16 protein-coding genes are annotated in these 15,158 nt (G+C 66.1%); 12 read left to right on the top strand and 4 right to left on the bottom strand.

Features of this window, described 5'->3' with window-relative positions:
* Positions 1-18: 18 nt before the first annotated feature.
* Positions 19-1,620 (bottom strand): tetratricopeptide repeat protein, encoded by a 1,602-nt coding sequence (locus AC56LK_RS10690; RefSeq protein ID WP_497184527.1) that lies wholly within the window; start codon positions 1,618-1,620, stop codon positions 19-21.
* Between the two features lie 469 nt (positions 1,621-2,089).
* Between AC56LK_RS10690 and AC56LK_RS10685 the strand changes: the two genes are divergently transcribed.
* From AC56LK_RS10685 to AC56LK_RS10635, 11 genes are all read left to right on the top strand, one after another.
* Positions 2,090-3,142, top strand: a complete 1,053-nt coding sequence (locus tag AC56LK_RS10685; RefSeq protein ID WP_497184526.1) for a porin — start codon at positions 2,090-2,092, stop codon at positions 3,140-3,142.
* Positions 3,143-3,364: 222 nt separating this feature from the next.
* Positions 3,365-4,645, top strand: a complete 1,281-nt coding sequence (locus AC56LK_RS10680; protein ID WP_497184525.1) for a porin — start codon at positions 3,365-3,367, stop codon at positions 4,643-4,645.
* 107 nt (positions 4,646-4,752) lie between these two features.
* Complete coding sequence (locus tag AC56LK_RS10675; protein WP_497184524.1) at positions 4,753-5,418, top strand: DUF484 family protein; 666 nt, start codon at positions 4,753-4,755, stop codon at positions 5,416-5,418.
* A 20-nt stretch (positions 5,419-5,438) separates the two neighbouring features.
* The gene (gene xerC / locus AC56LK_RS10670; RefSeq protein ID WP_497184523.1) at positions 5,439-6,359 is read left to right on the top strand and encodes a tyrosine recombinase XerC; all 921 of its coding nucleotides are present in this window, start codon (positions 5,439-5,441) and stop codon (positions 6,357-6,359) included.
* Between the two features lie 120 nt (positions 6,360-6,479).
* Entirely contained in the window at positions 6,480-7,544 is a 1,065-nt protein-coding gene (locus AC56LK_RS10665; protein ID WP_497184522.1) for a CobW family GTP-binding protein, read from the top strand.
* 247 nt (positions 7,545-7,791) lie between these two features.
* Positions 7,792-8,244, top strand: coding sequence for an RNA polymerase-binding protein DksA (gene dksA / locus AC56LK_RS10660; RefSeq protein WP_036246387.1), 453 nt, complete (start codon positions 7,792-7,794; stop codon positions 8,242-8,244).
* A gap of 199 nt (positions 8,245-8,443) precedes the next feature.
* Positions 8,444-9,715, top strand: a complete 1,272-nt coding sequence (locus AC56LK_RS10655; protein WP_497184521.1) for an STAS domain-containing protein — start codon at positions 8,444-8,446, stop codon at positions 9,713-9,715.
* Between the two features lie 90 nt (positions 9,716-9,805).
* Complete coding sequence (hslV, locus tag AC56LK_RS10650; RefSeq protein ID WP_497184520.1) at positions 9,806-10,342, top strand: ATP-dependent protease subunit HslV; 537 nt, start codon at positions 9,806-9,808, stop codon at positions 10,340-10,342.
* Between the two features lie 14 nt (positions 10,343-10,356).
* Positions 10,357-11,697, top strand: coding sequence for an ATP-dependent protease ATPase subunit HslU (gene hslU / locus AC56LK_RS10645; RefSeq protein WP_497184644.1), 1,341 nt, complete (start codon positions 10,357-10,359; stop codon positions 11,695-11,697).
* A 24-nt stretch (positions 11,698-11,721) separates the two neighbouring features.
* Positions 11,722-11,922 carry a hypothetical protein gene (locus tag AC56LK_RS10640; protein ID WP_497184519.1) on the top strand — a complete coding sequence of 67 codons (201 nt, stop codon included), beginning with the start codon at positions 11,722-11,724 and terminating at the stop codon, positions 11,920-11,922.
* A gap of 142 nt (positions 11,923-12,064) precedes the next feature.
* Positions 12,065-12,799 carry a helix-turn-helix domain-containing protein gene (locus AC56LK_RS10635; protein ID WP_497184518.1) on the top strand — a complete coding sequence of 245 codons (735 nt, stop codon included), beginning with the start codon at positions 12,065-12,067 and terminating at the stop codon, positions 12,797-12,799.
* A 10-nt stretch (positions 12,800-12,809) separates the two neighbouring features.
* On the opposite strand, the gene AC56LK_RS10630 is transcribed toward AC56LK_RS10635, so the two are convergent.
* A complete protein-coding gene (locus AC56LK_RS10630; protein ID WP_497184517.1) occupies positions 12,810-13,187 on the bottom strand; it encodes a cupin domain-containing protein in 378 nt (125 codons plus the stop codon).
* Between the two features lie 96 nt (positions 13,188-13,283).
* Between AC56LK_RS10630 and AC56LK_RS10625 the strand changes: the two genes are divergently transcribed.
* Positions 13,284-13,919 carry a class I SAM-dependent rRNA methyltransferase gene (locus tag AC56LK_RS10625; RefSeq protein ID WP_497184516.1) on the top strand — a complete coding sequence of 212 codons (636 nt, stop codon included), beginning with the start codon at positions 13,284-13,286 and terminating at the stop codon, positions 13,917-13,919.
* On the opposite strand, the gene AC56LK_RS10620 is transcribed toward AC56LK_RS10625, so the two are convergent.
* Positions 13,907-14,479, bottom strand: coding sequence for a TMEM175 family protein (locus AC56LK_RS10620; protein WP_497184515.1), 573 nt, complete (start codon positions 14,477-14,479; stop codon positions 13,907-13,909). The genes AC56LK_RS10625 and AC56LK_RS10620 overlap by 13 nt on opposite strands.
* The gene (locus AC56LK_RS10615) at positions 14,476-15,156 is read right to left on the bottom strand and encodes a YoaK family protein (protein WP_497184514.1); all 681 of its coding nucleotides are present in this window, start codon (positions 15,154-15,156) and stop codon (positions 14,476-14,478) included. Before AC56LK_RS10615 ends, AC56LK_RS10620 begins: the two co-directional genes overlap by 4 nt.
* Positions 15,157-15,158: the final 2 nt, after the last annotated feature.

Here is a 15,158-nt window from a genome sequence, read left to right as displayed (position 1 = left end):
GAACGGCCGCGGGCTTCCTTATGCTGCCAGCCCGATCTCCGCCGCCGCATCGCCTTCGTCCTCGGCCTTGCCCGCCGATCCCACCAGCGTCCGCAGCCGGTACAGGCGCTGCCGGTAATTTCCCTCGGGTCCAGACGGGCCGCAATCGATCCCCTCGAACAGCCGCGCGATGCGGTCGAGCGCGTGGCGTTCGTGCGCCGTGTCGACCAGCACCAGGCGGCGCTTGCTGCGCCCGTAGCTGGCGCGGATGTCGATCACCAGGCAGTGGCCATGGTCGGCGACGGGCACATCCAGCAACAGCGCTTCGGCGCGCGACAGGCCGAACAGCGCCGCCAGCTCCAGCCTCGCCTGCAGCAGCGGGTGCGCCTGCAGCAGCTTCTCGTGCCCGGCCAGCAGCTTGCCGGTCTCGGCATAGGGCGGCGTGGACAGGCGCGGGGCGATCTTGCGCAGCAAGGCCTGCGCTTCGGTGCTGCCCTGGGCGGATGCCTTCTGCAGCCAGTAGACGGCACGCACATCGTTGTTCTCGTTCTCGCGGCGCGCGCGCCAGGCGTTGTGGCCGCATTCGAGCTGGGCGTCGCGGTAACCCATCTCGGCCGCACGCTCGAGGTAGCGCTGGGCGTCGGCGACATTGCGCTGCGAGAACTCGGGCTTGATATAGATGCGCGACAGCGCATACCAGGCCTGGGCCAGTCCCTGCTCGCCCGCCAGCGTCAGCCAGCGGATCGCCTTCTTGAAATTGGCGGCGCCGCCGCCGGCGGCGACGCGGCGGCCGTCGACGCCCATGCGTGCGCAGCGCAGGCCCATCGCCAGCTGGGCGTGGCGGTCGTGCTCGGCTGCGGCGAGTTCCCAGAAGCACAAGGCCTCATCCGGGGCGAGCGGACCGTCATGCCGGCTTGCATCATGCCGGATGTCCGTACCCCGCCCTTCGTCGAGCAGGCGCGCCACCCGCGACAGCAAGGCGATGTCGCCCGGCGCCAGCCGGTGCACGCCGTCCTGGCTGGCGGCAGTGCGCACCACGGCGCGCGCCAGCGGCAGCGCGCGCACCAGGTAGTCGTCCCAGTGTCCGCCATTCCAGGCCTGGTCGAGCACGGCGGACTGGGCCTCGGCCACGCCGCTGTCGGCCGCGCGCCGCAGCCAGCCCTGGGCCGAGAGCGGGGCCCCGGTGCCGGCCGGCCGCACCGGCACGGCGTCGCGGCGGCGCGCCAGCAGCCATTGCGCATCGGGGAAGCCGGCGCGGGCAGCGTCTTCGAGTGCACGCAGGGCCTTGGCAAGCACTGGTGCCGCGGCCGGGATGGCGGCGCCGGTGACACCATCGCCCAGCACCAGCTGGGCGAACACGAGCCCGGCATGCACGCTGCCGTCGTCGTAGGCGCGCTCGTACCAGGGCGCGAGCGCCGCTGCGCCGGGCTGCGCCAGCGCCAGGGGAATGTGGTTGCCGATCAGTTGCCAGGCCTGCTGGCAGTCCTGCCGCGCAGCGCGCTCGAGCCAGTGCAGCGCGGTCGGCAGGCTCTGCGGCAAGCCGGCGCTGCCGAACAAGTAGAGCTTGCCTAGTTCGAGCTGGGCAGCGGCCTGCCCGGCGCGTGCGTTGCGGATGATCGCCAGTTCTTCGCGGTTTGCCATTGTTGCTTGTCTTGGTGTGGAATCGGCCAGCGGGGCCATGACGGCAAATACCGGAAAACGATGGCAGCTGCTGGCGGCGCCAGCACGGGCTTCACGCCAAAAAAGTTGCCAATATACAAGAATTTCCAGATTGCCGTCGCCGCGCACTTCAGTGTGACGCAGAGTCTACGGCGTCGCCGTGCCCGCTCCGTTTCAATTCCCGGCTTCCTTGAGACGGCGCAAACCCGTCCGTCTGGCTATTCGCCTGTATCTCTGAAGCAATTTGTTACATGTTTTTGAGGCGCGTTCCAAAAATACAACAACGCAATTGGATTTATTGGCTTTCGACCAACTACGCCCTTCATAATTGACAAAACCGACAATCTTGACGACTCAAGCATTTAAGGTGCAGCTATCCGGGCATTTAACATTTACGTCTCAATGCCAGGGATAAAGCTGAGATTTAATTAAGAAAAAGGAAACACGAATAATGAAACACTCCCTCATGGCCGTCGCTCTGCTTGGCGCATTCGCTGCCGGCACAGCACACGCACAAACCTCGGTTCAGATCTACGGCACCATCGACGCCGGCGTCATCAAGCGCAGCGGCCAGAGCCTGAACATCGGCAAGCGTGCATCGAACACCCTGGGTTTCAAAGGGACTGAGGAACTGGGCAACGGCCTCAAGGCACTGTTCCAGCTGGAAATGCGCTACGAGCCGGACACCGGCACCAATGAAATCGGCGGCAACGGCGCCCAGCGTCCGCTGTTCCAGGGCCAGTCCCGCGTCGGCCTGCAAGGCGACTTCGGCATGGTCCGCATCGGCCGCGGCCTGACCCCGTACCACGAAACCGTGGGCGCCTTCGAGCCCTTCCACGCCTCGCCGAGCCCGGCCGGCTTCTGGACCGACCTGGCCGTCGCCGGCTACAGCTCGCAGCCGCTGGACGTGGCTGGCTACTCGAGCAACCGCTTCTCGAACGGCGTCTGGTACAACTCGCCGGTCACCAGCGGCTTCCAGCTGAACGCCGCCATCGCCACCAAGGAAGGCGGCGGTGGCCCGGCCGTCATCGGCCGCGGCACCCCGGCCGCGCCGCAGTACCCGGTTGGCGCCGAAGCGTCGGCCAACCCGTTCTCGATCACCGGTACCTACAACAACGGCCCGGCAGCCTTCATGGCCGGCTACGAGCGTAACGCCATCGAGTCGAAGGTCTGGTCGATCGGCGCATCGTTCGCCGCCACCCCGGAACTGAAGCTGATGGGCCTGTACTCGAAGCAGGACCAGGAGCACAACCGCTTCGCCAACGCCAACACCAAGGCATGGGTGCTGGGCGCTAACTACACCATGGGCCCGGGCAAATTCCTGGCTGGCTATGGCCACAAGGACACTGATGGCCTGCAGAAGGTCAAGCAGCTGTCGCTCGGCTACGAGTACAGCCTGTCGAAGCGTACCTACCTGTACGTGGACGCATCGCGCAAGAAGGGCACCACCGCCATTCCGTCGACCGTCAACCACTACGACGTCGGCGTGAATCACTCGTTCTAAGCCGTATCCGGGCGCGGGCCTGCGGGCCTGCGCTCTGCACCGGGGGCGGACATGGGCGACCATGCCCGCCCCCGTCGTTTCATCCCTGTTCTGTAGTTTTTAAGCAACGCCAGCCAAGGCGCCGCCACCTCCTGCATCGGGAGTCTGTACAGTGCACTTAAGCAATGGCATATTGGCAAGGCGCGTATTAAAACGCTCGTTCGCAAATAATTTGGAGACCCAATGAAGAAAAGTATCCTGGCCGCGCTGCTCGGCACCTGTTTCGCAACCTCGGCCTTCGCGCAGACCAGCGTGCAAATCTACGGTATCGCCGATGCCGGCGTGATGTGGCAGAAAGGTGGCCCGACCAAGATCTATAGCGGCGGCGCCGACGGTTCGCGCATTGGTTTCAAGGGCACTGAAGACCTGGGCAACGGCTACAAGGCGATCTTCAATCTCGAAGCGCGCGTCGAACTCGACACCGGTACCCAGCAGCCGACCCTGATGAACGACAATCCGGGCACCTACCTGCTCAAGGGCATGGACGCGATCCCGGTCGCGATCCGCTCGCGCCTGCAGTCGCTGATCCAGCCGCCGGGCGGCCCGGCCGTCAACCAGGAACGCGCCCTGTTCGACCGCACCGCGATGGTCGGCGTGATCACCCCGGTCGGCGCCATCCTGCTGGGCCGCATGTACACCCCGGGCTATGAAGTCTTCAACATGGCCGACACCTTCGAGTCGGGCACCGCCGGCACCTGGGGCCACGTGACCGGCGGCACCGCCGGCTTCACCGCACTGGGCGCGGACATCCGCTCGCAGGAAGCCGTCCAGTACCGCATCGCCCTGCCGAACGGCATCGGCGCATCGCTGATGTACGGTCCGAAGGGTTCGGGCTACCTAGGCCGCTACAACAAGTTCCGCGCCGCAGCCGTGACCTACAAGGCCAACGGCTTCGACGTCGGCCTGGGCTACAACCACGGCTACGACCAGCAGAACCGTCCGAGCCTGCGCACCCTGACCGTCGGCGGTTCCTACGTCCTGGACGACAGCTGGAAACTGTTCGCCGGCTTCCACAGCCAGCGCAACCAGAACTCGGCCCTGCTGGCCGACTACATCGGCGGCTGGGATGCCGGCGTGACCCCGGTCCTGACCCAGCAGGGCGTGCCGGCGGCAAACCAGGCTGCGCTGCGCAACATCTTCGTGACCAACATCACCCGCAACACCCTGCAGGACGCACGCAGCTGGCAAGTCGGCGCGCACTACAAGCTCGGCAGCGGCCGCATCATGGCCTCGTACGCGCACCAGGATGACCGCCTGGCCTCGAACAGCGACGCCGACCTGTACGCAATCGGCTACGACCACTTCCTGTCGAAGCGCACCGACCTGTACACCGTCGCCGCCATCATCCGTAACCAGAACGATGGCCAGTACGCTCCGGGCACCGCCGGCAATCCGGGCGGCTTCACCAAGCGTCCGGGCGAAGACGGCCGTGCACTGCAGATCGGCATCCGTCACCGCTTCTAAGCTTCTGCTTTCCGCATGAAAGACGCCCTCCGGGGCGTCTTTTTTTGTCCGTCGATATCCGCCTGTCAGGTAAAATGCCGGACGAACTTTTCCCTCTGCATATTTTCATGACCATCGAGACACTCGACGCCAACGCCGTTGCCCAATACCTCATCGACCACCCGCAATTCTTCGAGGAGCACGCCGGCCTGCTGGGCGAAGTGAAGCTGTCGAGCCCGCTGACCGGCCGCGCCGTGTCGCTGCAGGAGCGCCAGATGGAAGTCATGCGCGACAAGTACCGCGTCCTCGAACTGCGCCTGGCCGAACTGACCCGCCGCGCCGAGGAAAACCACGCGATCGCCAACCGCTTCCACGCCTGGAACCAGGCCTTGCTCTCCTCGCATGGCGGCGCCGCGATCGCGCGCGACCTGGTCGACGCGCTGCGTACCGAATTCATGGTGCCGCAGGTCACCCTGCGTCTGTGGAACCTGGCGCCGGAGCACGCCGATGCCTGGTTCGCGAACGGCGTGTCGGACGACGCGCGCCTGTTCGCCTCCAGCCTGCGTGCACCCTACTGCGGCCTGAACAACGACTTCGAAGCGGTGCGCTGGCTCGACGACCCGGCCGCGGTCCGCTCGACCGTCCTGTTGCCGCTGGCCGCCGAAGGCAAGACCTTCGGCCTGCTGGTGCTGGGCGCCCCGAACGACGACCGTTTCACCGCGACCATGGCGACCGACTTCCTGGTCCACATCGCGGCCACCGCCAGCACCGCGCTGGCGACGCTGCGGGCCTGAACACCATGGCGGCGGCGCAGATGGAGTGGCCCGCACGCTACCTGAGCGAGCTGACTACCCAGCGCCAGCTGTCGCCGCACACGGTCGCGGCCTACCGCCGCGACCTGCAGGAACTTGCCACCCTGGCCGGCCACGAGGACTGGCCGTTACTGACCCACCACGACATCCGCCGCTTCGCCGCCAGACTGCACGCCGGCGGCCAGTCGGCGCGCTCGATCGCGCGCAAGCTGTCCGGCTGGCGCGGCTTCTACGACTGGCTGTCGCGCCAGGTGGCCTTGGCCGCCAACCCGGTCGAGGGCGTGCGCGCGCCGCGCCGCCCGAAGACCCTGCCCAAGGCCCTGTCGGTCGACGACGCCGTGCAGCTGATGGAAGGGAATGCCCACGGCCACCCGGAACCGGCCGAACTGTGCGACCGCGCCATGTTCGAACTGCTGTACTCGAGCGGCCTGCGGGTGTCGGAACTCGCCGGCCTCGACATGGTCTATACCGAAGGCGGCAATGGCCGGCCCGCCTCGCTCGGCTGGCTCGACCTGCAAGCCGGCGAAGTGATCGTCACCGGAAAGGGCAATCGCATGCGGCGCGTACCCGTCGGCGCACCGGCGCGCTCGGCGCTGTCGGCCTGGCTGGCGGTACGGCCTATTGCCCGCGACGGCAGCGCCGCGCTGTTTCTGTCCGCCCGCGGCACCCGCATCACGCCGCGTGTCGTGCAGACCCGCCTGAAGGCGCATGCACTGCGCGCAGGCACGCCGGTGCACGTCCACCCGCACGTATTGCGCCACTCCTTCGCCTCGCACGTGCTGCAATCCTCGGGCGACCTGCGCGCGGTACAGGAACTGCTCGGGCATGCGAGCATCACCTCGACCCAGATCTATACGGCGCTCGACTTCCAGCACCTGGCCGCCGTCTATGACAAGGCCCATCCGCGCGCCAAGGCCAAATAAGCGGCAATGGCTTGAGGCGCGTCAAGACGCCGCACGGTTAATGGTGATGTTGCACGAAATCCGGCATAATCGCCCGATTCTTCCGCCGTGATGCGGACACAAGCGACAGCAAAGCGAACAATGGAACCAATCCCAAGCACCATCCTCACCGGCTTCCTCGGCGCGGGCAAGACCACCCTCCTCAACCGCATCCTGCACGAGGAGCATGGCCTGAAGATCGCGGTCATCGAGAACGAATTCGGCCAGGAAAACATCGACAACGAGATCCTGGTGCGCGACACCGGCGAGCAGATCGTCGAGATGAACAACGGCTGCATCTGCTGCACCGTGCGCGGCGACCTGATCGTGGCGCTGACCAGCCTGGCCCAGAAACGTGCCGCCGGCGAAATCAGTTTCGACCGCGTGGTCATCGAGACCACCGGCCTGGCCAACCCGGGTCCGGTGGCGCAGACCTTCTTCGTGGACGAAGAAGTGGGCGCTAACTACATGCTCGATGCCGTGGTCACCGTGGTCGATGCGCGCCACGCGATGGACCAGCTGGACCGCCACGAGGAAGCCCAGCGCCAGGTCGGCTTTGCCGACAAGATCCTGCTCTCGAAGATAGACCTGGTCGATGCCGCCGCCGTCGATGCCCTGAAGGCGCGCCTGCACCGCATCAACCCGCGCGCGCCGATCTCCACCAGCGATTTCGGCCGTGCGCCGATTTCCGAGGTGCTGGACCTGCGCGGTTTCAACCTGAACGACAAGCTGGAGCTCGACCCGGACTTCCTGCGCGCCGAAGAAGGCCACGATCACGAGCATGATCACGAGCACGGCGAACACTGCGGCCACGACCACGTTCACGGCGAGGATTGCAAGCACCACGACCATCACCATAGCCACCATACTGACGACATCGCCGCCTTCGTGTTCAAGAGCGAGCGCGCCTTCGACCCGGAACGTCTCGACCAGTTCCTGGGCAGCATGGTGCAGGTCTTCGGCCCGCAAATGCTGCGCTACAAGGGCGTACTGTCGATGGCCGGCGCCGACCGCAAGGTCGTGTTCCAAGGCGTGCATCAAATCATGGGCAGCGACCTGGGGGCAAAGTGGGGCGAAGCCGAAACCCGTGGCAGTAAAATGGTGTTTATTGGTAAAAATTTACCAAAAGACGTATTTATCCGCGGACTCGAACAGTGTTTGGTATAAACTACATCAGTTTTGCGGGCAGCTCCGGGCCCGCCGACGACCTGCTGCGATAGTGGCAGGCCGGGCGCCAGCGCTACCGGCGCAAGCGCCTCCGGGCATGGTCCCACACGCCAGCCAGCATGTCGGGACAGGCAGTGAAGGACGGCGGTCGCCGTCCGGGCAGCGGCCCTGGCCCATGCACCTGTTGCCAAGGTGTTAATGCCTAGTTTGCTGCTAAAATGAAAACCTCTGTCGTATCGAAGGCATCATGACTAAAACAACGAAACCGAATACCGCCGCGCAGCTCGAAGAACGCCTTCTGACGGAAGAAGAAATTCGGGCGATGAGCGACGACGACTACATGAATCCGGCGCAGCTGGCGTTTTTCCGCAACCGCCTGCAGGAGCTCGAGAAGGAACTGCTGAAAAATGCCGGCGAAACCACCGAACACCTGCGCGAAACCGTGCTGGTGCCGGATCCGGCCGACCGCGCGACCATCGAAGAAGAACACGCGCTGGAACTGCGCACCCGTGACCGCGAACGCAAGCTGCTCAAGAAGGTCCAGCAATCGCTGCAAGCCATCGAAAACGGCGAGTACGGCTGGTGCGAGGAAACCGGCGAGCCGATCGGCATCCCGCGCCTGATCGCCCGTCCCACCGCGACCCTCTCGCTGGAAGCCCAGCAGCGCCGCGAACTGAAGCAAAAGCTGTACGGCGACTGACCCGTCCACCTCCTACCGAAAAGAGCATGCCCCGCAAGGCGCATGCTCTTTTCTTTTGTGCACGACAAACCTGCCGTGCATATATTTTGTTTCCCATCGGATACACTAGCGCTGCAGCGCGTGTGCGCAGCACATACCGCCCGCAGCCGTGCTACCGTCATGCTCGTGCCGGGACTTGTTCAATTATCCATTGGGGACCATGGGGCTGTTCTCCTTCCTGAAGAAAAAGAGCGACGCGCCAGGCGACGATATCCTGGCGCTGGACACGCGCCTGCGCGCCGGCGAGCCTTCGCGCCTCGACAGCGAAGCTGAACGCGAGCGCCAGCGCGCCATCGCGCGCGCCACCGCCGCCAAGATCGACGAGATCGAACTGGAGATGGCCTCCGCCATCTTCGACGACGAACCGGCCTGGGGCAGCGCGGCGCGCCGCCCGGCCGCGGCGGCCCCTGCGCCGGCGCCCGCACCGGCCGCAGAGGAACTGCCCGATGCCGCGGCCGTGCCGGCCACCGCGCCGGCCGTCGAGGAAAGCGCCATCCTGTATGCCAACGGCCAGGCCATGGCCGCCGAAGACCTGCTGCTCGACAGCCTGGGCGGTTTCGGCCAGCACGAACGCCTGCCCTGGTGGATGCTGTTCGACCTGTACCAGGCCACCGGACAGGAAACCCGCTTCGAGAGCATCGCGATCGACTACGCCAGCCACTTCGAAACCTCGCCGCCGGCCTTCCAAGCCCTGCTCCCCGCCCCGGCCGCGCCCCAGCTGGCCGGGGTGGCGGCCAGCGAAAGCTTCGGACCCGCACTCGACGGCGCCATCGAGGCGCGCCTGCAGCGCCTGCTGGCCTCAAGCGCCCCGCTGGTGCGCGTCGATCTCGGCGCGGTGCGCAGCGCCGATGCCGAAGGCTGTGCCCTGCTCGTGAAGGCCTTGCAGTCGCTGCGCAAGGAAGGACGCGAACTGGTGCTGGCCGGCGCCGACACCCTGATGGCGACCCTGCGTCCCATGCTGGCGGTGGGCGACCGCGCCTGCGGCGAAGCGCCCTGGCTGCTGCTGCTCGAACTGCTGCTGCTGTCCAACCGCGAAAAGGATTTCGAGGAATCGGCGATGGACTACTGCGTCACCTTCGAGCTGTCGCCGCCCTCGTTCGAAACGCCGAAGCACGTCTCGACCGCCGCGCCGGCCCCCAGCGCGGGCGACCGCTTCCTGCTGCCGGCCCTCGCGCTGGGCGACTGCGCCGCACTGCTGGACGCCGTCGACGCCTATGCCGAGGGACGCGAGCTGCTGGTGCTGGACTGCTCGCGCCTGGCGCGCATGGACTATGCCTGCGCCACCGCGCTGCAGGGCCGGCTGCGCGCGCAGTCGGAACGACAGCGCCGGGTCGAGCTGCGCGAACTGAACCACCTGGTCGCCGCCCTGCTGCGCCTGCTCGGCTATGCGCACGGCGATAGCGGCATTCGTCTTTACCCGCACCGCTACTGATTGCCTGCGCGACAGTTTTTAGCCGCGCTCGTCTTGCAATTTAATGCAGCCACCCCATCTGCGGCTTGCTAGACAACCACGAGGCTAAAAATGGAACAATTTCACGGCACCACCATCGTCACTGTGCGGCGCGGCAGCCAGGTCGCACTCGGCGGCGATGGCCAGGTCACGCTGGGCAATGTCGTCATGAAGGGCTCGGCGCGCAAGGTGCGCAAGCTGTATCAGGGCAAGGTCTTGTGCGGATTCGCCGGCGCCACCGCCGACGCCTTCACCCTGCTCGACCGCTTCGAAGCCAAGCTGGAAAAACACCAGGGCAACCTGCTGCGCGCCTCGGTCGAACTGGCCAAGGACTGGCGCACCGACCGCATGCTGAGCAAGCTCGAGGCCATGCTGCTGGTCGCCGACAGGGAATCGACCCTGATCATCACCGGCAACGGCGACGTGCTCGAGCCCGAAGACGGCCTCGGCGCGATCGGTTCGGGCGGCGTGTATGCCCACTCGGCCGCCAAGGCCCTGTTCGAGAACACGGAGATGGCGCCCGCCGAGATCGTCAAGAAGTCGCTCACCATCGCCGGCGAGCTGTGCATCTACACCAATCTGTCCCACATCATCGAGACCCTGGAATGAACCAGTCCCCCATCATGAACATGACGCCCCCCGAGATCGTCTCGGAACTGGACAAGCACGTGGTCGGCCAGGGCAAGGCCAAGCGCGCGGTCGCGATCGCGCTGCGTAACCGCTGGCGCCGCCAGCAGGTCGCCGAGCCGCTGCGCCACGAGATCACCCCGAAAAACATCCTGATGATCGGCCCGACCGGCGTCGGCAAGACCGAGATCGCGCGCCGCCTGGCCAAGCTGGCCGACGCGCCCTTCATCAAGATCGAAGCGACCAAGTTCACCGAGGTCGGCTACGTCGGCCGCGATGTCGACACCATCATCCGCGACCTGATCGACATCGGCGTCAAGCAGACCCGCGCCAGCGAGCAGAGGAAGGTGCGCCAGCGCGCCGAAGATGCGGCGGAAGACCGCATCATCGACATCCTGGTGCCGCCGGCGCGCGACTTCGGCTTCAACGTCAGCAACGGCGGCAGCGACGCCAAGGAAGGCGACGCCACCCGCCAGACCTTCCGCAAGCGCCTGCGCGAAGGATCGCTGGACGACCGCGAGATCGAGATCGACGTCGCCGACCAGGCCCCGCAGATGGAAATCATGGCGCCGCCGGGCATGGAAGAAATGACCGAGCAGATCAAGTCGATGTTCGCCGGCGTCGGCAACGCGCGCAAGAAGCCGCGCAAGATGAAGATCAAGGAAGCGATGAAGCTGCTGGTCGACGAGGAAGCCGCCAAGCTCGTCAACGAGGACGAACTGAAGCAGAAAGCGATCGCCAACGTCGAGCAGAACGGCATCGTATTCCTGGACGAGATCGACAAGATCGCCACCCGCTCGGAACACGGCGGCGCCGACGTCTCGCGCGCCGGCGTGCAGCGCGACCTGCTGCCGCTGGTCGAGGGCACCACGGTGAACACCAAGTACGGCATGATCAAGACCGACCACATCCTGTTCATCGCCTCGGGCGCCTTCCACTTGTCCAAGCCTTCGGACCTGATCCCCGAGCTGCAGGGCCGTTTCCCGATCCGCGTCGAACTGGAATCGCTGTCGATCGAAGACTTCAAGAGCATCCTGACCTCGACCGACGCCAGCCTGACCAAGCAGTACGAAGCCCTGCTGGCGACCGAAGGCGTCAAGGTCGATTTCACCATCGAGGGCATCCATCGCCTGGCCGAGATCGCGTTCTCGGTCAACGAGCGCATGGAGAACATCGGCGCGCGCCGCCTGTACACGGTGATGGAAAAGCTGCTCGAGGAAGTCTCGTTCACGGCCGGGGCCACCCGGGCCCAGACGGTCACGATCGACGCGGCCTACGTCAACGGCCGGCTCGACGCGCTGTCGGTCAACGAGGACCTGTCGAGGTACGTGCTGTAATTTTGTTAGGAAGGAAGACTGGCGATGGCAAACAAGGCACTGGCGACGCGGCAGAAGATGCGGCTGCGGGTGGAGCCATCTCAGCAGTTCGGCAAGCCGCGCAACCCGATCGCGGCGCTGGCCAAGGCACGTTCGGCGGGCGCGCACGCCACGCCGCTCTCCAGCGAGCGGCAGGAGGCCAAGCGCATGCTGAAGAAGGCCAAGCTGGTCGCGGACGACGACTGAAGAACGGCCCTTCCCCCGACTGATTTCCCCTTTGGCGGGCGCGCTTGCGTGTCCGCCTTTTTTACGTCCATCTCATCGGCAGCTTGTGCCGCGCCGGATTCGGCTGTACATTTTTCGCTGTTATCCACCTGACAGGAATCGCATGAGCTCACCGGAGTTGGTACTCGACGTGCTGCGCGCGGAAATGCGCACCGCCAGCATTACCTACAAGGACCTGGCCGCACGCATCGGCGTGAGCGAATCGAGCGTCAAGCGCATGTTCGGGCAGAAGGACATGGCCCTGTCGCGCCTGGCCCAGATCTGCCAGGTGACCGGCATCGCGCTGGAAGACGTGCTGCGCCGCGCCGCCGACGCCCGCCCCCAGTCCGACGCCCTCACCCTGCCGCAGGAAACCTCGCTGGTCGCCAAGCCGCGCCTGCTCCTGATGGCGATCTGCTGCCTCGGGCACTGGTCGCTGGAACAGGTGATCGAGACCTATCGCCTGACCGAACCGGAATGCATCACCCTGCTGGCCGAGCTCGACCGGCTCGGGCTGATCGAACTGAAACCCCTGAACCGCTACAGCCTGCGCGTGTCGAACGCCTTCCGCTGGTTGCCGGACGGCCCGGTGCAGCGCTACTTCCGCGAACACGTGGTGAAGGATTATTTCGCGGGCGGCTTCGACCGGCCGGGCGAAGCGCTGATGTGCCTGCCGGCGCGGCTGTCCAGCGCCAGCGCCCAGGAACTGGCGCAGAAGATCGAACAGCTGGCCGGTGAACTGGCGCGCCTGCACCGCAATGACCGCCGCCTGCCCTTGCAGGAGCGCGACGGCTATACCCTGCTGCTGGGCTTCCGGTCCTGGGAATTCGCGGCGTTCACAGCATTGCGCCGGGGATAAACCAAGCGAATCAAGCCGGCCTGGTCTGGGTATCGCCGCCGCGCGTCACGTGTAGCATGCGGCTCGGCATGCGCACCTTGGCCGTATGCCACACGCCGCGCGGGACGACCACGGCGCCGCTGCCTTCCAGCTTAACCTTGTGCAGCGCGCCGCCCTGCTCGAGCTGCAGCTCGACCTCGCCGGACAGCAGGTACACGAACTCGTCACCGTGCGGGTGCATTTCCCAGGTCGGCCAGTCGGCGGTAAACGCATACTCGGAGATCAGCCATCCCTGGCCGAAAGCGGCGAACTCGGGCGCCGGCAGCTGCCAGAAAGCCTCGCCGGCGACTTGCTGCGCCACGCCATCCGGCGCGAGGTGAACATAGGTGTGCTGGGGATGCAGGATCATGATGTCCGGGGATGAGGGATGAGTCCGCCCATCCTAGCACCGCGCCCGGCCATATGGCTTGCTGTATGATCCCGCACCTGGATACGAAAGCCGCATATGCTCACCATTACCATCAAGCAGGGCAAGGAAAAAAGCATCCTTGCCGGCGAACCCTGGATTTACCTCTCAGCCATCGACAAGGTCGAGGGCAAGCCCGCGGAACGCAACAAACAGGGCGTCACGGCCACCGTGCAGTCCTCGTCGCGCCAGTTCCTGGCGCGCGCGGCCTACAATGCCAAATCGCAGATCGCCGCGCGGGTCTGGACCCTGCGCGAGGACGAGCCGGTCGACCACGCGCTGATCAAGCGGCGCGTGCAGACGGCCGTCGAGCGCCGCCTCGACACCTGGCGCAGTGCCGATCCACAGGCGCTGGTCCAGCTGGTCGATGCCGAACAGGACGGCTTGCCGGGCTTGCTGGTGCACGGCTATGGCGGCGCCGCGGGTTACCTGGTCTGCCAGTTCAATGCCGCCGGGGTCGACCTGTGGAAGGTGCCGGTCGTGCAGGCCCTCCTCAAGGCCACAGGCTGCCCGAATGTCTACGAGCGCTGCGATGAGCTGGTGCGCAAGGCCGAAGGATTGCCGATCACGCGGCGCACGCTGGCCGGCGAGGAACCGCCCTCGCGCCTGAACGTGCGCGAGGGAAGCCGGCTGCTGCCGATGGACATCCGTACCGGCTTCACCTACCCGCGCTGAACGCCCTTGTCTGGCCGGCTGGCTTCGGGCATCAGCCACAGCAGGGCCAGCAGCACGTGGATGAGCGCGCCGAGCGGCGGGTAGACCAGCGACAGCAGGATCGCCAGCGCATACAGCGCGACCGACAGCCGGTTCTTGCCGTTGCTCCAGGAGTGCAGACTGGCGGCGCCGCTGTCCACGTCGAGGCGCCAGGACAGCAGGATGAAAGAGATCGAGCACAGCAGCAGTACCACGCCATACAGCGCGACCGGCACGGGCGCCATCGGATTCTCGCCGGCCCAGGCCGTCACGTAGGGAATCAGCGACATCCAGAACAGCAGGTGCAGGTTGGCCCACAGGGTGGCGCCGTCCACTTTCGCGACCCGGTCGAGCAGCGCATGGTGGTTGACCCAGTAGATGCCCACGTAGACGAAGCTGAGCGCATAGCGCAGCCAGCCCGGCAGCACTTCCGCCAGGCTTGCTACGGCGGTGCCGTGGGGCGGCTTCAGTTCCAGCACCATGATGGTGATGATGATCGCGATCACGCCGTCGCTGAAGGCCTCGAGGCGGTTCTTGTTCATGGGGCCTCCGGCTCTGCCTGCACCAGGTGCAGGCAGAGGATCGCGCTAGGGACGATCAGGGCCACGAAGCCGAAGGCGCGGTAGGCGAAGGCCGCGGCGGCACAGCCGAGGGCGAAGGCCAGCACCGGCCAGAAGAACTTGGCGCAGCGCGCCTTGGTGGCCGCGTCGGCGGCGCCGCGCAGGCGGTCGACCGTGTCGATCACGAGCTGGGTAACGTTCCCGGTCATCATCGAGGTCGGCGCCAGGTGGGTCAGCAGCAGCTTGCTGGCCGCGCTGTGCGCGCCCATCGCGGCGGCGCCCAGCAGGCCGGCCGCCATCGCAAAGGCACCGGCGCTGCTGCCCACCGGCTCGGCCAGCATGCCGCAGGCCATGAAGCCCAGCAGCAGCACCAGCTGCAGCAGGTAGGTGGGTTTGACGGCCGCCTTGCCGCGGCGCTCGCAGCCCGCCACCAGCAAGCGGGCTGCGGCGATACCCAGGATGAAGGCCGGGAAGGCCAGCAGCTTGAGCAGCGAAGGCGTCTGTGCCGGGTCGGCCAGTGCTGCCGCGATCAGGACGAAGTTGCCGGTGACGTGGGCCGTGAACAGGCCGAACAGGGCGACGAAGCCGAGGGTGTCGACGTAGCCGGCCAGGAAGCCCATGCTGGACGCCTGCAGGCGCTGGAAGTGTGCGCTCGTCATGA

The sequence above is a fragment of the Telluria sp. ZB4P36 genome, assembly GCF_059685865.1.
This window is presented reverse-complemented; position numbering and strand designations above follow the sequence as displayed.